The 24,929-nt window shown below is 28.0% G+C and carries 18 protein-coding genes and 1 other annotated feature; of the genes, 4 read left to right on the top strand and 14 right to left on the bottom strand.

Translation table 11 applies throughout. The features are described 5' to 3' along the window. Positions 1–27: 27 nt before the first annotated feature. The gene (locus tag OW730_RS00380) at positions 28–387 is read right to left on the bottom strand and encodes a cytochrome C biogenesis protein (RefSeq protein WP_271227195.1); all 360 of its coding nucleotides are present in this window, start codon (positions 385–387) and stop codon (positions 28–30) included. Positions 388–715: 328 nt separating this feature from the next. Here OW730_RS00380 and OW730_RS00385 point away from each other — a divergent pair, with 328 nt between their 5' ends. Together OW730_RS00385 and OW730_RS00390 are read left to right on the top strand one after the other, a co-directional pair. Next, positions 716–1,498 carry a MerR family transcriptional regulator gene (locus tag OW730_RS00385; protein ID WP_271227196.1) on the top strand — a complete coding sequence of 261 codons (783 nt, stop codon included), beginning with the start codon at positions 716–718 and terminating at the stop codon, positions 1,496–1,498. A 93-nt stretch (positions 1,499–1,591) separates the two neighbouring features. Further along, complete coding sequence (locus tag OW730_RS00390) at positions 1,592–2,404, top strand: CPBP family intramembrane glutamic endopeptidase (protein ID WP_271227197.1); 813 nt, start codon at positions 1,592–1,594, stop codon at positions 2,402–2,404. Positions 2,405–2,444: 40 nt separating this feature from the next. Here the strand turns inward: OW730_RS00390 and tyrS are convergent, their stop codons facing one another. The 3 genes from tyrS to OW730_RS00405 form a co-directional block, all read right to left on the bottom strand. Further along, positions 2,445–3,662 (bottom strand): tyrosine--tRNA ligase, encoded by a 1,218-nt coding sequence (gene tyrS, locus OW730_RS00395; protein ID WP_271227198.1) that lies wholly within the window; start codon positions 3,660–3,662, stop codon positions 2,445–2,447. Between the two features lie 394 nt (positions 3,663–4,056). After that, positions 4,057–4,338 (bottom strand) — a binding site (T-box leader). A 76-nt stretch (positions 4,339–4,414) separates the two neighbouring features. After that, entirely contained in the window at positions 4,415–9,775 is a 5,361-nt protein-coding gene (locus OW730_RS00400; protein ID WP_271227199.1) for a diguanylate cyclase, read from the bottom strand. Between the two features lie 112 nt (positions 9,776–9,887). Next, complete coding sequence (locus tag OW730_RS00405; RefSeq protein ID WP_271227200.1) at positions 9,888–10,703, bottom strand: tetratricopeptide repeat protein; 816 nt, start codon at positions 10,701–10,703, stop codon at positions 9,888–9,890. Positions 10,704–10,989: 286 nt separating this feature from the next. On the opposite strand from OW730_RS00405, the gene OW730_RS00410 reads away from it, so the two are divergent. After that, positions 10,990–13,533: an FAD-dependent oxidoreductase gene (locus OW730_RS00410; protein WP_271227201.1), complete on the top strand. Its 2,544-nt coding sequence runs from the start codon at positions 10,990–10,992 to the stop codon at positions 13,531–13,533. 41 nt (positions 13,534–13,574) lie between these two features. Here OW730_RS00410 and OW730_RS00415 read toward each other — a convergent pair whose 3' ends face one another. Both OW730_RS00415 and OW730_RS00420 read right to left on the bottom strand, forming a co-directional pair. Then, on the bottom strand, positions 13,575–13,766 hold the full coding sequence (locus OW730_RS00415; RefSeq protein ID WP_271227202.1) for a hypothetical protein: 192 nt from the start codon (positions 13,764–13,766) through the stop codon (positions 13,575–13,577). A gap of 70 nt (positions 13,767–13,836) precedes the next feature. After that, positions 13,837–15,570 (bottom strand): phosphoenolpyruvate carboxykinase, encoded by a 1,734-nt coding sequence (locus OW730_RS00420; protein ID WP_271227203.1) that lies wholly within the window; start codon positions 15,568–15,570, stop codon positions 13,837–13,839. A gap of 234 nt (positions 15,571–15,804) precedes the next feature. Here OW730_RS00420 and OW730_RS00425 point away from each other — a divergent pair, with 234 nt between their 5' ends. After that, the gene (locus OW730_RS00425) at positions 15,805–16,917 is read left to right on the top strand and encodes an iron-containing alcohol dehydrogenase (protein ID WP_271227204.1); all 1,113 of its coding nucleotides are present in this window, start codon (positions 15,805–15,807) and stop codon (positions 16,915–16,917) included. 288 nt (positions 16,918–17,205) lie between these two features. Here OW730_RS00425 and OW730_RS00430 read toward each other — a convergent pair whose 3' ends face one another. The 8 genes from OW730_RS00430 to OW730_RS00465 all read right to left on the bottom strand — a co-directional run bounded on the left by OW730_RS00430 (position 17,206) and on the right by OW730_RS00465 (position 24,751). Continuing rightward, positions 17,206–18,279 carry a spondin domain-containing protein gene (locus OW730_RS00430; protein ID WP_271227205.1) on the bottom strand — a complete coding sequence of 358 codons (1,074 nt, stop codon included), beginning with the start codon at positions 18,277–18,279 and terminating at the stop codon, positions 17,206–17,208. Between the two features lie 437 nt (positions 18,280–18,716). After that, positions 18,717–19,913, bottom strand: a complete 1,197-nt coding sequence (locus OW730_RS00435) for a hypothetical protein (protein ID WP_271227206.1) — start codon at positions 19,911–19,913, stop codon at positions 18,717–18,719. Positions 19,914–19,930: 17 nt separating this feature from the next. Then, the gene (locus OW730_RS00440; protein ID WP_271227207.1) at positions 19,931–20,134 is read right to left on the bottom strand and encodes a hypothetical protein; all 204 of its coding nucleotides are present in this window, start codon (positions 20,132–20,134) and stop codon (positions 19,931–19,933) included. A gap of 347 nt (positions 20,135–20,481) precedes the next feature. Continuing rightward, positions 20,482–21,138, bottom strand: a complete 657-nt coding sequence (locus OW730_RS00445; protein ID WP_271227208.1) for a TIGR03943 family putative permease subunit — start codon at positions 21,136–21,138, stop codon at positions 20,482–20,484. Continuing rightward, the gene (locus tag OW730_RS00450; protein ID WP_271227209.1) at positions 21,135–22,262 is read right to left on the bottom strand and encodes a permease; all 1,128 of its coding nucleotides are present in this window, start codon (positions 22,260–22,262) and stop codon (positions 21,135–21,137) included. Before OW730_RS00450 ends, OW730_RS00445 begins: the two co-directional genes overlap by 4 nt. 38 nt (positions 22,263–22,300) lie before the next feature. Continuing rightward, positions 22,301–23,131 carry a metal ABC transporter permease gene (locus OW730_RS00455; RefSeq protein WP_271227210.1) on the bottom strand — a complete coding sequence of 277 codons (831 nt, stop codon included), beginning with the start codon at positions 23,129–23,131 and terminating at the stop codon, positions 22,301–22,303. Positions 23,132–23,140: 9 nt separating this feature from the next. Further along, the gene (locus OW730_RS00460; RefSeq protein WP_271227211.1) at positions 23,141–23,821 is read right to left on the bottom strand and encodes a metal ABC transporter ATP-binding protein; all 681 of its coding nucleotides are present in this window, start codon (positions 23,819–23,821) and stop codon (positions 23,141–23,143) included. A gap of 9 nt (positions 23,822–23,830) precedes the next feature. Beyond that, positions 23,831–24,751, bottom strand: coding sequence for a metal ABC transporter solute-binding protein, Zn/Mn family (locus OW730_RS00465; protein WP_271227212.1), 921 nt, complete (start codon positions 24,749–24,751; stop codon positions 23,831–23,833). Positions 24,752–24,929: the final 178 nt, after the last annotated feature.

The raw sequence follows: 24,929 nt of genomic DNA on the forward strand, positions 1-24,929 counted from the left end.
TAATCTTTAATGGAATCAAAGGAACTCTTAAGAGTTCCTTTTCATATTATCATCAATATACACATGATTTATTAATGGAATAATATTTATCACTGGCTCTTCATATGGATGAACTTTTAGTATTTCGTCTATAGTAGTCTTCACATTATCAATATAACATCTTGCTTCAATTTTAAGTTCTCTTCCCTCACAAACTTTTCCCACTTCACCTTCAAAAGGATCTGCGCCCTCTAGCGGACGCCAATATCCTCTAACTTCATACATTGAAAGGCAATTGTCATAGTCTCCTATCTTGCCTGCTCCCCCTTTGTTTAATGCATTCCTTATATCTTGAAGTTTATCTTCTGGTACATATATCTCTATTTTAACCCACTTATAAAATTCCAAATTTTTTCACCCTTTCACTTTATCTGTTAGTTTTATAATTATTATTATACCTCAATTAGCTTGATTTCTTACTTAAAGGATTAAAATATATACCAACTGAACATGGATCTCCTTTCCCAATTATCATTCCACAATCATATTCAATCTTTAAAGGACTATCCTAAATTTCTTTATCCTTTTCATTTCAAGTCTGAAAAAAGTATAATCTCTTATTAGCCATACAAAGCAAATTCACATACATTTTCCTTTTTTTAAAGGAAAGGCTTATACAATATGGAATTAAGTAGATACATGAATAAATAAGTTAAACATTATATAGGAGGATAAAATGTATACAATTGGACAAGTATCAAAGTTTTTTGGTATATCTAGAGATACATTGAAGTTTTACGAAGATAAAGGATTAATAAATCCTAAAAAAAATAATACAAATAGCTATAGAGAATACGATGATTTTGATATACATGAAATTTTAACTATAAATTCTTATAGAGAAATTGATTTTGAGATAAAGAAAATTCAAGAAATAAAAAAACATAAAAGTATAGATGATATAGAATGTATGCTTGAAGAAAAAGAACAACAAATACATGAAGAAATACTATATAAAAATCTTCTTCTAAAACGCATAAAGGTAATTAAGGATAATTGTAAAAAAATCAAAGACTATCTGGGAAAATTCATCATTGCAGAAATGAAGCCTTTAGTGGTAAAAGGTGAATTATCAGATTTTTTTGCATATGATGAATATGATATTATACAGAAGCATTCAAATAACTTGAAAAATGCAGTTACATTTACAGGTTTAGTCCGAGTAATAAATTATACTAAACAAGATTGCTTTGAAAATAAATTTCTCGTGGTAAACAGAGTTGAAAATTATGATGAAGATATTGAAGGTGAAATAATTTCATATTCAAAATGTCTTTATACAATTGTAGAAGCTGGTAGAAGTAACATTGATAAAGAAGTAGAAAGTAACATAAGAAAAATAGCTCGTGAAAACGGATATGAATTAATAGGATTAAGTTATGTAAGTTTACTAATAACTACATATGATGAAGGCAATGAGCGTAGATATTTAGAAATCTACACACCAATAAAAAGTTAAAAACATATTGACCTGGGAGTTACCCACAGGTTTAAACTTAAGGTATTGATACTTAATGGTTTCAAATATTAAGTTTAAAATTGGAGGAATAATATGAAAAATAAGTTATTGTATATTCAACTTTTTTTAACATTTATTATTACTTGGGGCTGTTGGATAACTGCTTGGTGTTTGCTAAAAGAAGGTATAGTTAACACAAGCAATCCAATTTATTTATCTCTATTTGGTATAGGAGGAGCCTTCGGACCTGGATTAGCTACATGGTTGGTGCTGCGAATAGCTAAGGATAAAAATTCTTATAAAAACTACATTTCATCGTTAATAAAATGGCGTGTAAACATTTTATGGTATATATTACCTTTTGCAGTGTATATAGGTGTACCCTTCTTATCATCACTTCTAGTTAATTTCATTAATGTTGGAAATCCTATTTCACTAAAAATTCAACCATTGTATATGCTTATTATGTACTTCCCTATTATGATTATTGGTGGTGGACTTGAGGAACTTGGTTGGAGAGGATTTGTTCTTCCTGAACTTCTAAAATCTTTCAGCCCCATTATATCAAGTTTAATTCTTGGAGTGATCTGGGCTATATGGCACTTACCTCTTTTTTATTTACTACCTCATACTAGCCAGTATGCCATGAATTTTCCTTTTTACTTATGTGGAGTTATAGGAATAACCTTCATGATGACTTGGGTTTATATAAAAACTCAAAGTACATTATTAAGTATAATATATCATGCTGCATTTAACAGTGTCTTTTCCATAGGTTTTAGTACTTTAGTTACTGATAAAGTAACTACATTCAACGGTATAGTTGTTGTAGTACACATTGTATTAGGTATTGTTTTGTTATTTAGAACCCAAAGGCATGCTGCAGTTTCAAACCACTCCTGTTAATATGTTACCCCAGGGGAAATTACCCCTGGGGTGCTTGTTATTAGTTTTTTATCTTAACAAATCTCTTCTTTCCAACTTGTATTACATCACCTGCTTTAAGTTCAAAACACATATCCTCACTGAACTTCTCTCCATTTATCTTAACTGCTCCTTGAGATATCAATCTTCTTGCTTCTCTATTAGTTTTAGCAAATCCCATCTTTAATATTATTTGTATTAGTTTATTACATATGCAATCACCATCAGGACACTGAATTTCTTCTATTTCTTTTGGTATGCTCTTATTAGAAAATATGCTTATAAACTCTTCTTGTGCTCTCTTTCCAGCATTGCTACCATGGTATAGTGATACAATTGTTTCTCCTAAATTTAACTTTAAATCTCTTGGATTCACTGTTCCTTCTTTCAGTTGCTTTTTCATAATGTCAATCTTGTCTGGATGAACGTCTGTAACTAGTTCAAAGTATCTTATTATAAGCTCATCAGGTATAGACATTACTTTTCCAAATATATCCCTTGGCTTCTCATTAACTCCAATGTAGTTCCCCAAACTCTTACTCATTTTCTCTTTACCATCTGTTCCCTCAAGAATAGACACAAACATTGCCACCTGTTTTTCCTTATTGTATTCTTTTTGAAGAGTTCTTCCCATGAGTATATTGAAGGTCTGATCTGTCCCTCCCAACTCTACATCAGCATTTATTACAACTGAGTCCAATCCTTGCATTAACGGGTACGTAAATTCATGAAGTCCAATAGCCTGATTATTATTAAATCTATTTTTAAAATCATCTCTCTCTAGTATTCTTGCTACTGTTTGCTTTGCCATTAACTCAATTACTTCCTTAAAAGACATACACTCTAACCACTCACTATTAAACCTTACTTCCGTAAAATCAGGGTCTAATATTTTAAATAATTGTCTTCTGTATGTTTCTGCATTTATTAAAACCTCATCTCTTGTAAGTGGTTTTCTAGTTTTTGATTTTCCTGATGGATCGCCAATCATTCCTGTAAAATCCCCAATGATAATAATTACTCGATGTCCTAAATCTTGAAATTGCTTTGCTTTTCTTAGTACAACAGAATGACCAAGATGGATGTCTGGTGCAGTAGGATCTAATCCTAACTTTACTGTTAAAGGCTCACCAGTTTTTTCACTCTTCTCAAGCTTAGCTCTAAGCTCATCTTCACTTATAACCTCTTCTATACCTTTTAAAAGTAATCTCATTTGCTCATCTATAGTTAATTTTTTCATAATAACAACCCCTTTTACCATTTTTTTGTTTAAAAATTCTAAATATTGACTAAAATTTCTTCGCACGAAAGATTCTAAAACAAATGTATAATTGAGAATGTAGAATGGAGAATGATGGATGTTTCTGCCTGCAGTCAGAAACTACATTTTATTGTTCTAAAGACCTCTAAGCTTTTACTCATTTTATCTTTTAGATAAAATATTGCATTTTAAATACAATGTTTCATGTTAATGAAACGAGTAAAGTGCTATTGTCTCAGAAACAATAAGATTAATATTTCTCGGAGAGAAATCTCAATCATTCTCCATTCTCCATTCTCCATTCTCCATTCTCCATTATTTTTTATTTTCTAGAGGAAAATAAAAAATCCCGCCCTCCGCAGAATTATCTTCTGCAGAGGACGGGAGTATATACTCACGTGGTACCACCTCGTATTTTATCAATATGTCACCATATCAACCTTTTCAAGTACAATATAATCATAATAAATAATGAGTATATGATACTCTAGCACTATAACGTGTGCGGGATTCCGGAACATCCTACTAATATTAAACATATTTTCAGACTACAGCTCAAAGGTGTATTCAAAATAATCTTCTATGCTCCATCTCACCAACCAGAGCTCTCTGTAGTAGCGAAACTATTTCTACTCGTCCTTATCTTTGCCTTTTTGTTTTAATTTTTTATAATATTACCATAGGGATTTATCTATGTCAATACTATATTTTATTAGTTTGTTTATTATTTGTTACTTTTTACCATGACATGGTTCTTGGAATATTCTCTTTGCTAATTTAATTATAACATTTACAAAATTAAGGTTTTCATAATTAAATTCTTTCTCTGAAGTAGGGACTTCAAGAAGTAATATAGCTGTTACTTCCCCCTCAATTATAAGAGGAATGCATATTATTGAATTCCAATCTGGAAGCCCTGTAAATGGATTATTTCTATTACGCAAGTTCCAGTCAATTGTACATATTTCCTTTTTACTTTCTATGACTTCTCTTACAATTTCTTCGTTATAATCTTCTTTTTCAATCCAATTCTCATTGTATCTTCTTCTAGAAAGCACTTCTGATATTTCTCCATCATTTACTTTAAATAAAGTTCCTTCTTCAGCCTCTGTAGTCTCAATTAATCTTCCTAAAAGCTTAAATATTTTATTTGATGAACTTATTTGTTCATCCATTAATTCTAAAACTTCAATAAAGGTAAGTACATTTCTAGAATCTTCAACAGAATTTCCAGTGATTATTCCTGAAAGTTTATTAGCTCCTTTATTTCCAAATTCCATTAATGTGGAATATATTTTAACTCTATTTCGTCCTTCTTCTTTAGCATCATATAACGCCTTATCAGCCTTTTCAATTAGCTCCTCTTGCAATCTACTATGTTCTGGGTAAGAAGCTATACCTATACTTGAAGTTACTGGATAATTTTCTCCAATAATATTTGAATTCATAAGGTTCATTCTTATTCTTTCTGCAATTTGTTCAGCATCGTTTGAGCTTGCATTAGGTAGAATTATTAAAAATTCTTCTCCACCATATCGTCCTATTATGTCTTCTCCTCTTATTGAATTCTTCATTATCCTGCTGGCTTCTTTTAATACCTCATCACCTTTTTGATGACCAAATTTATCATTAATATTTTTAAAATGATCTAAATCTGCTATTAGTATACTTAATTGATTTCCCTCTTCATATGTCTTTTCTAATTCCAACTTAAATGAATCCATTAAATACTTTCTAGTATATACTCCAGTTAATTTATCAATAGCCGAAATCATCTTGAATTCATAGCTACTCATAGTAGCGTTAAGAAGCGGTATAAGTTCCAGACATTTTGAAACTGTATGCTCATTAAAATTGTTTAAAATGCTGTAGGATTCAATATAAAGAACTCCTTTAATTCTAGTACTCCTATTTTTAAAACTCTTTCTATCATGTAAATTTATTATATCTCTATGAGCTGAATCTTCTATAGGTAAACATATAATACCATGCATCCTACTCTTCACATTGATTCTACTCTTTTCCCCATGAAGTTTATTATAGATTATATTCTCTCTAGTTATTTTTACTCTTTCAATTATATTCATATCTTTAGGCAATTCAACATCTCCATTACTACTAAAAATCACCTTTTGATCAACTCCATTACCTTTTATCACCATACATCTTGATGCCAAGGTGATATTTTCAATGAAGTTACATATGAATTTCAAGTTTTCCTCTGGATTTGAGAATAAATTCTTAACTATATCTTTAATGTCTTCAATATAGTATAATTCCTTGTGTTTGTATAATTTTTTTGTATATTCACTAAAAGCTTTACTACTAACAATCTCTTTGAAAAACTCAAAAGAAAGCATACTATTAAATTCTTCTTCTATATTTGTATTATTACTTATATCTTCATTATTTCTTGTGAAGTATATTTTCAATTCTCTAATAACATCCAAAATTTCTTTTGAAATTTTTCTGTTTATAAATAATTTCTTATATTTTATAGGAGCAAATTCATAAATCTCTTTTAAAATATCAATCACAATTAAATAGTAATTAAGTGCATAAATATAATTCTTCTTTTTATAATAAGTTGATGCTATAACATAGTTACCGAAAAGACTTATTAATTTCATCTTTGTATCTTTTACTTGATCCATCAATTCTATTAATTTTTCAACATCATAATCTGTCTCAGTACAAGCCTTAGCTATTTCATACTTAATCATAATATTTAAATTCATTTTCTCTATTTTAAGAGCAATTATTTTTTCAAATATTATTTTCAACTGTTTTTTATATCCCATTAAAGCAAAGGAAACAGCTAATTGAAAGAGCATATTCATCTTTTCTATTGGGTAGATAATCTTATCTATTATAGAAAAACTATCTTCCATAATTTTGTCAACATCTTCACCTTCATAAGCTTTTATTATATTTCTAATAAAATAAATTTCCCATAAAGCCTTGTTTTGTTCTTTTTCATATATCTTTTCAGCCTTATCACAAAACTCTTTAGCAGAATTAAAATCCAAATAAAACAGCGCTCTTTGTGCTGAAGTAATGAAATACTCACCTTTTTCCCTAGTAAACTCAAAATTTTCAGCAACATTTTTTTCACACTCAGAATAATAATGCTCAACCATTTTTAAATTACCATATTTTAAATTTAAAGATGTAAACTCAACATTTATAGATAATAAACTCTGTTTGTCACTTGCACTGTTTAATAATTGTTTAGCTTTATTAAGATACATTTCTCCTCTTTCAAAATTATTTAAGTCTATATTTGACTCTGCCAGATTTGAAAAGATAAGTGGAAGAGCCTCAATAATTCTATACTCTTCTGCTACTTGTCTGCTTTTTTCAAAAAACTCCATCCCTTTTTGTATATCTTGAAAATGTTCATAATAAATAACAGCTATATTATTTAGGCAATTAATCTTTCCTCTTATATAATTATCTTTTTCAAAGTGTTGTAATGATTGTTTAAAGCAATCTATACCTTTTATTGTATTAGATTTTATTATATTTATTATTCCTTCAATATTATACAGTTCACCTAATATTCTATATTCATTTTCAGGAGTAATTTCTTTTAATTCAATCACTATTTCAGCAGCTTCATCAAGTTTCCCCTCAAGTAAAGTTTTTATCCTAATTTTATTTAGAAGATAATATAAATAAGCTTTATTATATTTAGTTTTTGAATACAACTCTAATATTGTATCAAGAAGTTGTTCACATTTTGACTTATTCTTACTTCTTGCAAATAAATTGGTTAGTTCAAACAATATATCTACTCTTTGCTCAATTAATTTTCTTTCTTGGGCTTTTTTATCTGCCTCTTCTAGTATTTGAACTGCTCTTTCACTTTCCCCACATTGATGACTTAATAATGCAAGTTTAATCCTCATTCTTATATCATTCTCATCATTATTATCTGAATATCTAATTGCTTTTTCTAAATAATCAATAGCTACTAAATTTTCATTAATATTAATCATATTCTCAGCTAAAAGGTTACAATATTCTCTTACCTTTGAATACTCTTGTGCTTTTTCAAAGTGATTTATTATAATTCTAATATCTATTTTTTCACCACTCAAATATTTTCTCTCAAAAATTAAAGCTATTAAATTATTATAATCTTTCTTTTCTTCTTCTTTTAATCTTCCATATATAACATCTTTCATCATTTTGTTAGTAAAATAATATTGTTTTTCATATATTTGATTATTTCTAGACAATATTCCTTTTCTACACAATGTATTTATGAAATATAAAATATCTCTTTCAGAATAATTGAAAGCTTCTTTAATAATTTCAATATGAATATGATCCTTTAAAACTGAAAGTTTTTTTAGAAACTCATAGTTTTCTGTTCCTAAATCATTTATTTGTCCCATGGATGCTATAACTATATTGTCTGGTAATTTGATATCATCATAATCTTCAAAATCTATTGACCATCTCCCAGTACTTTCATTAACATATACAATTTTTTTTGCAAAAAGATTCTTTATTACTTCCTGAATAAATATGGGACTTCCATATGTATGGTTAAAAATCCTCTTTGCCAATTTATTTGGAAGATAAGATAAACTAAGCATATCCTTGATTAAAAGAGTCGTATCCATTAAGTCTAAAGGTTTTAGGGAAATATCCATATTATTATTCATATCTTTAAATTTTTTAATAAATCTACTTGCAAACTTATTTCTCCAAATTTCTTCATCACTATAAGATAATATCAATAAAATACTTTTATCAAGATTATTTTTTAGTAAATGCATCTCTAAAAGTTCAATTAAATATTCTGATGCATATTGTAAATTATCAATTATTATGATTGCTTTTTTATTTTCAATTACATCATACATAAAATTCAATAATTTACTATTAAACTTATACCTTTCATTTGTATCATTAAATAAATGAACTGGCATAATTTGTTTTGAATTTATTTCTGGTATTATTAATTTCAAATCTTCTTCATATTTTTTAACTATTTCTTTTTTCGCTTCATGAAAAAGCTTTTTTATTATATCCTCAAAAGTATTATAATCATTATTGTCTTTATTTTTTAAGAAATAACTTGAATATAACTCGTTAGTTCTTAATCCTAATTTATACTCAATTTCATTCAAAAATGTACTCTTGCCCATACCATTTGGAGAATGAACAAATACTACACCACTTTCATTTTTATCATACCAATCAAGTATCTCTCTAATTTCAAAATCTCTTCCGTACATTTTATGTTTTAAATTTATTTTTTCAATATCATCAATATCATTAGATATTTCTTTAAGATTAAAAATTTGATTAAATTCTTTTGTTAATTCTTGAATACTTTCATATCTCTTCTTTTCATTTTTATTTATCATTTTACGTACGATAATAAACAACTTCATTATGATATTATTTTTTTCTTTTGTTTCATTTAAATTTTTAGAGCAATCATTAAAATTAGGAATGATGATATTTTTAATTATCATCCCAAGAGAATAAATATCTATGGTATTATTTACTTCTTCACCATTTATAAACTCTGGAGCTTTATATTCTAATTTTTCATGGTTCACTGATAGTATATTGTGTTCATCAATTGTGCTACTAAGTGTATCTTTTAATTTAGCATGTAACTGATTTGTTTCATCAGAATATATTAAAATATTTTTAGGATTTAAATATTTATATGTTTCTCCTTTTAAATGCAAATAACTTAATCCTTTACAAATATCAATAAATATATTATTCAATTTATCAAAATCTTTTATATCTTTAATATCATATTTATTGTTTTCTAGATATTCTGTTATGTAATAATAATAAGAAATATTTTCAACTTTTTTATTATCAATAGATTTTATTACTCCCATATCTAGCACTTTAATTATGTATTTACTGTTAATTTTTAAATATTCATTTTTATCCATCTCATAAATATCAAAGCTTTGGGGGATGTAATCAAGCTTGACTATATTAATTGTTACTTTAAGTGATTTTAATATATCATCAGTTAAATATACAGTCTTATTTGTCTTATGCTCAATAACCTTTAATAATCTATATCTACCATTAATTAATTCCATTAAATCCACCCCCTAAGTTTGATTATATTCTATTTTATATTATACACCTATATTTGATAGTATACAAAAGAAAAACAGAGGAAATACTATGTATTCCCTCTGAAATATTTCTCTATTCTTGATATAATTTTTCCTTAAGCTTCTCTTTAATTTCTATTTTTAAACTTTTAGCATCCTTATTATTCTTGTTTATTGAAAGAGCTTTTCTGCAACATTCTAATGCTTCTTCATATTTCTCTAACCCCATATAGCTAATAGCTTTATTTATATAAATAAAGTCACTTTTTTTCTCAATCTTTAATGCTTTATTACAATACTTCAATGCTTCTTCATATTTGTTCATGTTGTTTAATGCATCTGCACAATTAATATAATATATAAAATTGTCTGCCTTTGCTTTGATGGCTTTCTTATATGATTCATAAGCCTCTTGAAATCGTCCCATATTTGCAAGTGAAATCCCTTTATTATTTAGCGCTTCACTAAATTTAGGTGCTAATTCTTCAACTCTACTGTAACATTTAAGAGAATCTTCATATCTTGCTTGATTCTGCAGACTCAACCCCTTGTTATAAAAATAAACAGGATTCCTTGGATTTAATTCAATTGCTCTATCAAAATATTTTGTAGCTTTCTCAAACTCCCCTTTTTCATCCAAAATATTTCCCACTCCATTATAATTTTCACTGTTCTGAGGATTAATCTTCATCGCTTTATCGAAATATTTTAGCGCTTCAGTATATTTTCTTTTCTCATAATATGCATACCCAATACAACTATATATTTCGTCGTTATTAGGCTCTATGTTTAGTGCGTTTTGATAAGCTTTTATAGCATCATTAAACTTTCCCTCTCTCATATGTTTATGGCCATCTTCTCTATGTGGGTTTTCAATATTTTGATTCCCTATTTTTTGGATTTTATCCATATAAACACTCCTCAATAATTACTATCATGTAGGGCATAATATATATATATTTTATGCATATTATTTTAATTAAGTTACTAAAAATACCTAAATATAGAGATTCCTTGTTTAAATTATTTATTGTTTACTTTGTAAATTTCGTTAAATTTTAAACAAATACCTTGTATATCATAATTTTTTATTATATAATAATTACATAACAAATAATAATTATTAACTAATAATCATTAAATAAATCAATATAGCATAAAGTAATTTTAGAATATATTTTATAGGAGTGTTTATGATGAAATCAGTTGAAATAAGAAATAATATTTATTGGGTAGGATCACTTGATCCAGATTTAAGAGTATTTGATATTATTATGTATACCCCATTTGGAACCACTTACAATTCATATGTAGTTAAAGGTAGTGAGAAAACAGCCTTATTTGAAACTGTTAAAGAAAAAACATTCGATCAATATATGGAAAGATTGAATCATCTAGGTATATCAATGGACAGTATTGATTATATTATCGTAGATCATACAGAACCAGATCATGCAGGTTCTGTTGCAAGAATTCTTGAATTAGCTCCAAATGCTAAAGTTGTTGGGTCAAAAACTGCTATTCAGTTTTTGAGAAATATTGTTAATAAATCCTTTCCTTATATTGAAGTGAAAGATGGGGATTCTTTAAGTTTAGGTGATAAAACATTAAAATTTATTAACGCACCTTTTCTACACTGGCCTGATTCAATATACACTTATATAGAAGAAGATAATATGTTAATGACTTGTGATTCATTTGGAAGCCATTACTGTAGCGAAGGAATCTTTAATGATAAAATTGAAAATGAAGAAAATTATATGGAAGCATTGGAATACTATTTTAATATGATAATGGGACCTTTCAAGAAATATGTTTTAACGGCAATAGAAAAAATAAAACCTCTAGATATCGATGTTATCTGTCCTGGACATGGGCCTATTTTAAGAGATAACCCTAGAAAAATTGTGGATATATACAAGAAATGGAGTGAAGGATATGCTGTTGAAAATATAATACCAAAAATAACTTTATGTTATGTTTCTGCCTACGGATACACTGAAGAAATGGCAAAAAAAATAGCTGAAGGCATTAAATCTGTTGGAGAATTTGATATAAGCCTTTATGATGTAATACATCATGATATAAATGATATATTATCAAGAATAAACATTTCAGATGGATTATTATTTGGTACCCCAACAATTAATGGAGATGCTTTAAAACCTATATGGGATATATTAATAAATCTTAATCCATTAGTTCATGGCGGAAAAGTAGCTGGCGCATTTGGATCATTTGGATGGAGCGGTGAAGGTGTTCCAAATGTTATGGAAAGATTAAAGCAAGTCAGATTAAATCTTGCAGGTTCCTTAAGATCTACTTTTAAACCAAATACAGAAGAAATTCAAGATGCATATGTTTATGGAATTAATTTTGCTAAAAAGGTTAAAGAAAGCATACAACCTAAAGACGGTTCAAAAATAACTAAACGTTGGAGATGCATTGTGTGTAATGAAGTCTTTGATGGGGATACTCCTCCTGAAACCTGTCCAGCTTGTGGTGCAACAGCTGAGCAGTTTGTTGAAGTTCATATTGAAAAAATCCAGTTCATTTCTGATATGGAAGAAGAACTTGTTATTGTTGGTAATGGTGCTGCTGGTTTCTATGCTGCAGATGCTGCTAGAAAACGTAACCCTAAATGTAATATAACTATTATAACTGGCGAGAATTCTATTTCATATTATAGACCTTTATTATCAGATGGACTTGTTGAAGATTTAAATGAAGATGTATTCTATTTACAGAATGAGGATTGGTATAAAGAAAATAATATTACTCTTATGCTAAACTCAATAGTAAGTAATATTAACAGCGATTCTAAGGAACTAACAATAAATAATGATTCTATTATAAAATATGATAAATTGATACTTGCAAATGGTAGTAGAAATTTTGTACCTCCTATTAAAGGAATTGATAAAAAAGGAGTATACACTCTTAAAGATTTAAAAGATCTTAATGAAATAAAAACTGATCTTCAAGATGTTAAAAATGTATTTATAATAGGTGGTGGATTAACAGGACTTGAGAGCGCTTGGGAATTAAAACAATCAGGATATAATGTTTCTATTGCAGAACTTTCATCTAAGTTATTATGCAAACAGCTTGATCAAGATTCTTCAAATTTATTAAAAGATGCTGTAATAAAAAATGAGATAAATTTATATATGGAAAATTCAGTTACTGATATCCTTGGTGAAGATAAAGTAACTTCTGTAAAACTTCAAAGTGGAGATGAAATTCCAGCTGAACTAATAATATTCTCAGTGGGCATAAGATCTAATATTGAAATTACTCATGAAAGTAATATAGAAATTAATAGAGGAATTCTTGTTAATTCAAGAATGGAAACTTCAATAAAAGATATATATGCTTGTGGTGATGTAGCTGAATTTGATGGAGTGGTATACGGTAACTGGCCAGCTGCAATTGAAATGGGTAAAACTGCAGGAGCTAATGCTATTGGTGATAACTTAAACTTTGAAGATTTTATTTCGTCAACCGCTTTCAGTGCAATGAATGTTGAAATATTCTCTTGTGGTATAGTATTTGGAGATGACCTTGAGGAATTAAATCGCATTGATAAAATTAATAACACTCTCAAGAAATTATTCTTCAGAGAAGGAAAACTAGTTGGTGGTATATTATTTGGAGATGTAAGCAAATCTGTTCCCTTATCACAAGGTATTGAAAATAATATAAGTTTAGAAAAAGCTTTATCTTTAAATATATTATAAATTTAATATCTAAAAAAAAATGGCAAGTAATTGCCATTTTTTTAGATATTGATATTGTATTTTTGTAAAATATCGAAAGAAGATTCTTCTTTTTCCTGTTCTTCTTTCTGTTGGTTATTTTTCATATTTTGGTTTTTCTTATTCTCATTCTTTTTTTCAGTTTCACATGATGCAAAACTAAAAACCATTAAAATAACTAAAAGTATAGCAGCTATTATTTCTCTTTTTTTCATGTTAATCAACCTCCGTAATTTTATTTTTCCCTTCAATAAAAATAAAATTCATAGAAATTGATACTGCTTATTACCCTTTAATTAAATTGAACAATTTATGTGCTGCTGCCTTTGGTCCTTCTTTTTCTTTTCCTGGTATACCAAGAAGAGTTCTTATTTGCCCCACCTTGATTCCATTTTTATAAAAAGCTTTAAAAAATCTATCCATAAGTATATCTGTTTGTTCCTGTCTTTGAAGGGGACCAAATGGATTTGCAAAATATGATGTTACTAAACCAGTCTCTGTAGTTGTTCCTTTTGCCATTCTTGCTCCTTCTTTGAATACTTGTATAGCTTTATCAACATCATCAAAGAATTCTATTTCTTCTCCTTCTTCATAATTGTTTGCATAAAAAATATAATCTACTGGTCTACCACATGTTATTTCATAGTAAGTTGAAATTGGTATAATAACTCTAGCATTTACCTTATCTGGATTCATAAAAATACTTCTATCAATTTCTTTATATGCGTATCCTATATCCAAGTCATCTAATCTAACAAATGCTCCCGTTTCAGTTCCATATCCTGTTATATCTCCATCTGCATCAAGTTTTAATACACCCATATCATCAAAGACTATGCTCATCTCTTTTACATATTCTTCACTAAGACTTCTAAAAGCTTCTAAACTTTCTGATTTACCAGCCCCACTATCTCCAACAATAACAACATTAACAATTTTACCACTCTTCATAGTTATTCTTACCATGGCTCCATGAATTGGAAGATGTTCATTTTCAATCATTCTTACATTATGAAGCGTTAATATCATCTTCTTCATGTATCCAAAGTAATCAATATCCTCATGATAATTTGCAAAACCTATCATTATATCATTCTCTTTATCATTATAAAATGCTGTTCTCATCTCTTCATGACCATCTCTTGCTCCAAAAACATAAATTATATCTGGCTTTTTATTTGTATATTCCTCTACTTTAGCCAATTCGAATAAGTTACATAGAGTTAAACCTAATGACATAAAATCTCTGTGAAAATATACATATGCTAATAATTCTCCAACTTTTGCAGGATAACAAAACCAATGTTCTTCATTAATTCTTATATATTCAAGAGGGTTATGATTGGTCTCCACAAATGCACCCGTTCTTTTATTCTTTTTTGGATAAGTTATAAATGGTGGTTGAAGAATTACCTCTTCTATAAAAGGTACCTTACACAAAAATTTATATTCATCTGGTGTATCCCACTTTATATTATTAACGATAATACCTGCATTAGCACCAGCTGGAATTTGCCTGTATACTCTATGCTTATATCCAATCACAGTCTCTTCTATTCTTCTATAGGTGTCTAATACCAATTTAGTAAAGCTATTGTTAGCTTCAATAAAACTCACGTTTTGTATTCCTTTACCAATTCTATTGTTTTGTATTATTGCATATCTTTCAATTTTTCTCCAGAAACTATATACACCTTCTATAAATTCAATTAATAATTCCTTATCAGTGAAAATAGATTTATATTTTTCATTTAATCTGATTATTTCTTCTACTTCAAAAACTAAAAGTAATTTAAAAATATCTTTTAAATATTCCTTTAATTCATTTTCATCTTCCATCTTACTGCAATCAATAAAATGTCTATAGATTGTATTATCATTTTTCTTTATTTTCTTTATATAGGATGTTATAACTCTATCAAATCCATAACTATCTAATAATTGTTCTCCAGTTTCACAATATTTCATAGTAAAATTAATCATTGCATTTTCTCTACTTAATGAAAATTGTTTTTTCATTTAATCCCTCCTGTGTTTTCTACTATAATTATAATTATAATACTTTCAGTGTGATAATTCAAAAAATTGCAGGATTTTTGTTCTAAAATTTCATTTCCTTAATTGTAAAATATTAACAATATGTTAAATTTCATTTCTTTTTTTATTCTTCTGTACTTTACTTAAAAGTAGTAGTATTATTAATATAGTATAATTTTTAGTGTATATCGTTAAAGATAGTTAGGGGTGATTATTTTGAATAAGTTCCATTATTTTATGCCTACAGAGATATTATGTAATCAAGATGTTGTAAGGGAGAATAGCATTATTTTTAAATCTTTAGGCAATAAAGCTTGCATTATGACAGGAGCTAATTCTTCGAAAAAAAATGGTTCTTTAAATGACACTATCTATTCTCTAGAAAAAGAGAATATTGAATATATTGTATTTGATTCTGTAGAAGAAAATCCTACTCTAGAAAATATCATAAATGCTTTTAATCGTGTTAAAGAAGAACAAATAGACTTTATAATTGGTATTGGTGGCGGCTCTCCAATAGATGCTTCCAAAGCCTTAGCAATTTTATTAAAAAATCCAGATATGGATCCATATGAAATCTTTGAAATTAGTAACCTTGATTCTATACCAGTAGTTGCTATACCAACTACTGCAGGTACAGGTACTGAGACTACGCCTTATGCAATATTAACTGATAATCGTGTTGGTACCAAAAGAAACTTTAATCAGAAAGTTTTTCCTAAATATGCATTATTAGACCCATCTTACCTAATTGGAACACCAGATGAGATTACTATAAACACTGCAATAGATGCACTATCACACCTTATTGAAGGGTATTTATCTGTAGATGCCAATTTATTTAGTGATTTTACTGCTGAAAAAGGATTTGATTTATTTAATGATTGTGTTGATTCACTTATAGCAAATGATTTTCCTTACGCTATACGCGAGCGAATAATGTTAGCATCAACACTAGCAGGGGTTGTAATATCACAAGCTGGAACCTCTCTACCACATGGTATGGGATATCCATTGACCTATCATCATAAAATACCTCATGGTAAAGCTAATGGACTTCTTTTAAAAGCATATTTAAACTTCTGTTATGAAAACTTAAATTTACGTAGTAAAGTTGAAACCATACTAGATTTATTAGAATTTGATACAATAGATCAATTTGGTCAGTTTATTAAACAAATCATGCCAAATAATTGTAACATAAGCGAAAGCGACTTAAGAAAATATACGCTTTCCATGATGAAAAATGAAGGTAAACTAAAAAAACATGAAGGATTAGTTGAAGAAAAGGATATTTATGAGATTTATATAAATAGCTTAACGCTATAAAAAAAGGCCGATGGCCTTTTTTTTATTAATGTATAATGTATAATTGATAATGTATAATGATGGATGGTTCTGACTTCGGTCAGAACCTATATTTTTGTTGTTCTTTAGAACAAAGAGTTTTTACTCATTTTATCCTAAGGATAAAATATTGTATTTAAACTACAATGTTTCATCAAAAATGAAACGAGTAAACACCTATTGTCCACGGAACAACAAAATTAAAATTTCAATGAGTGAAATGTCCTTCATTATACATTTTACATTATCCATTCTACATTTGTTTTATGTTTAGTCGTCGTCTCTTACAAACATTATACAACCTACAGGAATAAGTTCTCCATCATATAGGAAAGGTTCTTTTTCAATTCTCATAATTTTATCTTGTGGTTGAGTTTTCTTACCCTTATCCTCATATGATTTACCTTCCTGTGTACCTGCATCATAAGCATAAATCATAACAATTTTCTTATCTACCCATCTTCCTTGCTCAATTAAACACACACTATCAATACCAGTAAACCAATCTGGGCTAGGGCCTATCATTGCAGCCATTGAAACCATTGGATATTCTTCACAAACTTCTATTTCTGTACTTCTCTCTTTTCCTAAACTTTTTCCACCTTTTATAAAGAATTTATCATCTATTCCGCCTTTTTTCTTCTTCTTTGAAATTTCCTTTTCAAGATGACCATTTTTGCCTGTTTCAGCTAATTTAGCTAAACCCTTTGAAGCCATAGTTCCTTCTTTCCATAAACAAGCTTTTTTATTATGTACTATTCCTACAAATGTTGAGAATGAAGCATCATCAGGGAACTTATTCGGATGAGTTTTCTTATTCCATAAGCTTTTAAATATAACTTTATATTCAATTTCTTCTTCATCTTTATCTTTATGATCTATAGTTTCAGCTTCTTTTTCTTCAACAATTCCTCTGTCTTTAACTTTATCTTTTTTGTCTTCTATTGGTAGTTTTTCATCCTTAATATTATTAGTATCTTCTTCTAATACAGTTTCTTTTTCTTCTCTTTTTAGTTCCTCTTTTTCAGTTTTATTACTGTCTTCTTCTGAAAAAGTCTCTTCTTCAGATACAGTTCCTTTTTCCTCTAATTTCTCGTCTTTATCAATTTTTCTTAGTTTTTCTTGATCTAATTTATTACCGTCTTCTTCTAATCCTTCCTCCTTATTATCTAAGAGTTTTCTAATTTTATTTAAAAAAGTCTCTTCTTCCTCTACTACAATTTTTTCTTCTTTCTTTAACTCTGGATCTAATATACTATTTAATGCAAATGTATTTTGAATTTCACCTATAAATACAAAGCTAAAAATTAATATTAGTAATCCCACATTGAACCTTCTGATCATACTATTTCCTCCTTAATTATTAATTTTTATTTACAGGTTTATTTTATCCAAGTAACAATTTATTATTACAAACAAATAATTAATGTACTTAGTTAAATGTTATAGCAAAATAAAAAACAAATACGCTTTAAAAACTTAAGTTGAAAGTGGAAAATTGAAAGTGGAAAACGTAGGATATTTCTCTTCGAGAAATTTTAATCATATTGTTCTTCGGACAAGAATAGTTTACTCGTTTCATCTTGATTAAACCTTGTATTCTAAATTACAATATTTTATCTAAAGATAAAATAAGTAAACCCCTCTTGTTCTAAAGAACAATAAAATGTAGTTTTGCAGAGCAAAACCTCCATCGTTTTCCACTTTCAATTTTCAACTTTTCAGTTATGTTTTAAGTGGTAATCTTTCTCTACTACGACTTAAAACACAAAATTCCCAAATCATATTTGAACTTTAAATATTATAGGTTTATCATATTCTGTATAGTAAATTCCTATTATATTTTCCTCATCAATCCAAGAACAATCTCCAATAATTTTCATTAAATTTATATCTTTTACCTTATAATATTGACCATTGCTTCCAATTATCCTATTGTTATATCTCTTACTTTTAATCAAACACCTATTTCCATCTATACTTGGAATTATCATATCTAAATACTCATATTTAAACGAATATTTATGTAGTTTGTTATTCTCAATATTATAAATTATTGTTCCACTTTCATCAGATAGCAAAACATTATGATTAACTTGTTTAACCACATTAAATTGCTCTGATACTTCATTCAACTTAGTCATTGCACCATTCTCATATCCGTAGAATATTCCGTTTTTAAACGATATAATCATATTCTTGTGACTACTCAGAAAATTTCCCGCAATCACACATTCAGCGAGCTCATAATTTTCATTTCTTCTTATAACATACTTTTTATTCCCTTCAGCAAATACTTCCCCCTTATTTGTTATTAATACCTTTTTAATATAATCTCTTTTAAAATCTATCTTATTAACTTCTAAATTCTCCACATCAAAAACCACAATTTTTTTTCCTTCTTTATCACCATAAGCATAATAATTTGAGTTGTAAGACCAACTATCAACAAAATCTTCTATAGGATTCTCTCCAATTTTTATACCAGTCCCCTCTTTTACATCAATATAATAGACATACTTCATATTTTCTTTCTCATTAAAACAAGAATATATAATATTCTCTCCACTTCTATCAACACTCACTTCACTTCTGTCATTACCGAAATAATCTAATTTAGTTAAATCAATGAACCGTTCTTTCATATTATTTTCAATGTCAATGTATATAATAAATTTAGTGTTACTTAATAATATTTTCTTTTCATTAGAAAAAACTATTCTCAACACCTCTTTATCAGGTATATTATTAGTGCTTTTCAGCTCATATTTATTCTCGCTGGCTTTAACAAAAACCCCCTCATCTCTATTACTAAAAACATTAATAACATCCTCTGGATTTAAATTTATAATTCTAACATCCTCTGACATAAAAACACTTGTACTTCTTAACTCAGAATTTGACTTCCATAAAATAAAACTTAAAACTCCAATTATTACACTAACGGAAATCATTAACACTGCTTTTATATTTCTCATATTTCAGTTCCTCCAACTTAATTCATTTCTACAAGTTCTATCTTCTCCTTCTCAGATAGTTTGCTTTTTTCAATAGTCAAATATTTATTGATAATATTTTTTCTATTTCCCTGATTTTCTCTATCCTTCATACCTTCTTTATAAGCAATCAAAAAAAATATTCCGAATAAAATAAGTAAGAACAACCCAAAAATTATAAACATTTTATTATTTTTTTTCATAAATACCACCTCTTATCTCTCTATATCATTCCCAATAATGTTGAAATTTAATAATTAAACATAAAAAAAAGCACGCAAAGCGTGCTTAAAAACAAATGTATAATTGATAATGGATAATGTATAATGATGGATGTTTCTGTTTACACAGAAACTACAATTTATTATTCTTTAGAACAATGGGTTTTTACTAATTTTATCTTAAGATAAAATATTGTATTTTATCTACAATGTTTCATTTCAATGAATCGAGTAAATCTTTGTTGTCCAAGGAATGATAAGATTAAAATTTCACGTAGTGAAATGTCAATCATTCTCCATTTTACATTATACATTTTACATTTTCTTTTCTACCTGTATATATACAAATTTTTAATTTCATCATCTTTCTCAATTTTAGATATATAAAGTACCATCTCACCTGAAACTAATCTTATATCCCCTTTAACTTTACATATTTTGCCTAAGTAATCTTCTATTCCTTCAGTATAGCACTTTAATCCTATAACCTGTGAATCAGCTGCACAACATGCCATAATGATTTTTGTAATAAAATACTCTCCTTTTGAGTTCTTTATTATTGCACCATTTACCTCTAGATTCGTACCAACTACCTCTTTATCATGATGTATTCTATTATATACATCTAAAAATTGATCTTCATAATCTCCATGGACATGTACGTGTACGTGATCATGCTCTTCTATAGGTTTATTATACATTATTCCACTTAAATCAAAGTTATTTAGAAATATAAATCCTGATAACAATGGAATAAAAAATATCCCCATAGATAATTTCGAATCCCTTTTGTGTCTTACTCTCTTTTGTTTATAAAATAAATCATAAATCAAAAGTAAAATTAATGCTACAATAGCAGCCTCAACCATAATCACCATTCTTGGATGTAAGAGAAAAATTATTTTACCACTTACCACCATAGATGTAAAAAGCATTATTAATCCAATGAGGATACATGTCCATAACGAAATATTAATTTTCTTCATAGCAGCACTCCTCCAAATAAATTAATAATACATCCTAGAATGAATACTACAGAGAAAATAATAAATATTAACTTAGCTATAAATTTTCCTTTGAAAGAACTGCTCAAAATTAAGGTATTCTTTAAATCTATCATTGGTCCAAGTATCATAAACGCCATAACTGAACCTGATGTGAAACTACTAGCAAATGTTTTTGCTATAAAAGCATCAGCCTCAGAACATAGTGATAACATAAATGCTAGCGCAAGCATTATAGATATTGAAATAACAGTATTTCCTCCCACCATAGTAATTACATCTCTTGATATAATCACTTGGAACATAGCAGATAATAAAGCTCCTATAGTAAAATATTTTCCTATAGTCTTTAACTCTTCATTTGTATGATGAACAATTTCTACAAACATGCTCTTTATAGAAGTTTGTCTTATTTTAGGTTTAACACTTTTCTCATTACTATTAAGTTCTTCATTACAATGACTGCAACTACAGTCATAAGAATGTGAAAATACAACCTTCTTCTTTTTTATCATATTACCCTTTGTAATTTTTTTCTGCTTTAACGCTTTTTTATCCCCAAGAATAAGTATAATAATTCCTATTATACAAGCACATAAATATCCCATTCCACTTCTTAAAATGGCTGTACTGATATTTGAAAAAGCATAGTATGTTGATACCATAACAATAGGATTAACAATGGGTACCGAAATCATAAAAGTTATTGCAATATGTATTGGCAGCCCCTTTTTTATCAATCTTCTAACTATTGGAACTATAGCACACTCACATACTGGAAATATAATTCCAAGTAATCCAGCTACCATTATGCCCAGAATATTCTTTTGTGGTAATATACGTTTAATTGTCTTTTCAGAAACAAATAAATGAATCAAAGATGATATAAATGAACCAAGTAATATGAAAGGAAATCCCTCCATTATTATACTCATAAATATCATAATAAATGAATTAATTGCCCCATTGTCAAAATAGATAAGTTTAAAGATATCTTTTCCATTAATTATGATTATTGATAACTCAATAAGAAAATATATAATCATAATAACAAGAAAAATTAATAATACCTTAATTACCTTATCCCAAAAAATTTTCCGTTCCAAACAATTCCCCCTTATAAATTGTTATGGTGGCAGAAAAACTATTCCATTCTATATTTCTTTTTCTTCTTCACTTTACCATTAATAAATGCAGAGATAATATAACATAAAGTTGATACAATGATAATTGTAGCACCTGACTGTATATCAAAATTATATGACATAATTAATCCTACAAAACACATAATAGCACCTATTATTATGGAAAGTATCATAATCATTTTTAGATCATTTGAATATAATTTTGCTATAGATGTTGGAATAGTTAGTAGTGCAATAACTAATATGATACCTACCACCCTTATCAAAACTACTATACTAAATGATATTAAGATAAATAAAAAATATTCTAAAATAGTTGTATTTATCCCAATTACTTTACTATATTCCTCATCAAAAAGATATGCTTTCCAATAATTAAAAATTCCGAAAAAGGAAATAACAATAATAATATCTAGAATAGACATGAGGGTTATATCAAAATTTGATACTCTTAAAATATCTCCAAATAAATATGATGTTAATGACGGTGGGTACCCAGGGGTTAATGAAATAAACAGAATTCCCAAAGCCATACCTAGTGACCAAAACATACCTATTATTGCATCTGATTTACCCTTCCCATTTCTTTTAATATAAACTATTCCCATTGAAGATAGCACAGCAAATAATAATCCTCCAAAAATAGGCTCAAAATTCAAATAATATCCTAGGCCTATTCCCCCAAAAGATGTATGCGCTATACCACCACTCATCATTACTAATCTCTTTTCTACAATAATCGTTCCAATAATACCACAAACTATACTTGATAGTAATGCAGCAATAAACGCATTTCTCAAAAATGCATAATCAAAAATAGCCTCTAACATAAAACCCTCCTAACTTGCGTAGCTGTCAAATACATCCCCAATCCCATCATCAGGCTCCCCATAATATACTATCTCTTTATCAATTATTAACGCCTTATCAATATACTTACAAACCATGTTAAGATTGTGACTAACAAGAATAATAGCCACATTCGAATTTAATTCCTTTAATAATTCAAATATTTCACTCTTAGCATTTGCATCAAGACTTGCTGTTGGCTCATCTAATAGTATTGCCTGTGGATCATTCACAAGAGCTCTAGCAATTAATACTTTTTGTAGTTGACCACCTGATAACTCACCAATTTGCCTATTTTTTAATTCAATTATCCCAAGTCTTGTCATTATCCTATCAGCTTTATCGTTTTCACTTTTAGAATATCTTTTTAAGAATTTTATTCTTTTATTTAAAAATCCCATCATAATAACATCCTTAACTTTTATAGGAAAACTTTTATCAAAAGATACAGATTGTGATACATAGGATATGTTTGTTTTTTCCTGGATTTCAACTTTCCCATTTTGTGGTTTAAGTATCCCTAATATAACTTTGACTAAAGAACTCTTCCCAGCTCCATTAGGCCCTAAAATTCCAATAAACTCTTTTTCATTAATACTAAAACTGATATCCTTTAATGCAATATTATTATCATATTTTAAAGTTACATTTCTAACATCAATTAATTTCATTTCACACCTCTATTTAATTCCATACTTTAAGGCCTCAATTATTTTTCGTATATTTTCTTCATAATTCTCTTCTAAAGGATTTATCTTATAAACCTCTCCATTAATTTCTCTCGCTATGATTTCGGCCTGCCTGCTATCCATTTCTGCTTGATAAAATACAGTTGTTATTTTATTCTCTTTACATAACTCTATTATCTTCTGCATCCTCTTTGGAGTAGCTTCCTTCCCTTCATCTTCTATTGTAATCATATTCAGACCATAATCATCTGCCAAATATCCTAATGAAGGATGGTATATTAAAAATGACTTTCCTTTTTCATTTTGAACCAAATTTGAGAGTTCATTGTCAAGCTCATCTAATTTCATGCTAAATTTCAAATAATTATCTTCATAGATATCTTTATTTTTCGAATCAATTTGTATTAATCTCTCCTTAATATCTTTTGCCATTAATTTTACTCGCTTCGGAGACATCCATTGATGAGGGTCAACCCCAGTATGACTATGCTCTTCATGTTCTTCGTGTTCTTCATGTTCTTCGTGTTCTTCATGTTCTTCCTCTGAAAATGTTCTTATACCATGTTCTTTGAAAGCTTCTTCAGCTAAGTCTACTATTTCTATATTATTATTAAAATCTTCTATATTTTTAATTATGTTCTCCTCTGCTGGAACCCCTATGGTTAGATATAATTTTGCCTTAGATAATTGTTGCATAGCTTTAGGTGATGGTTCATAATTTGTAGGGCTATATCCTGGTGGAATCATTGTAACTATATCAAATTTATCTCCTGAAATCGCTTCAACAATACCCTTTTGAGGAGGTATGCTAACAGCAATTATATTTCCTTTATTCCCATCTTCTCTATTTCCATTACAACCACTCAATAGTAATAGAACTATTAAACTTATTATTATACTAATTTTTTTCATATATCCTCCTACTTGCAATTAATTTGCATTTTCAATTATTATTATATTACTATATTTTTTCAATGTCAACATACACCTTTATAGTCTTACCACTTCGTGATAATATAGACTTGTAAGATAAATATATTTCTTTAATAAAGAAAATTTATTAAAGAATTAACTAGGTTATTTGCTTTTT

Source organism: Oceanirhabdus sp. W0125-5 (assembly GCF_027938815.1).
Taxonomy (GTDB): Bacteria; Bacillota; Clostridia; order Clostridiales; family Clostridiaceae; genus Oceanirhabdus.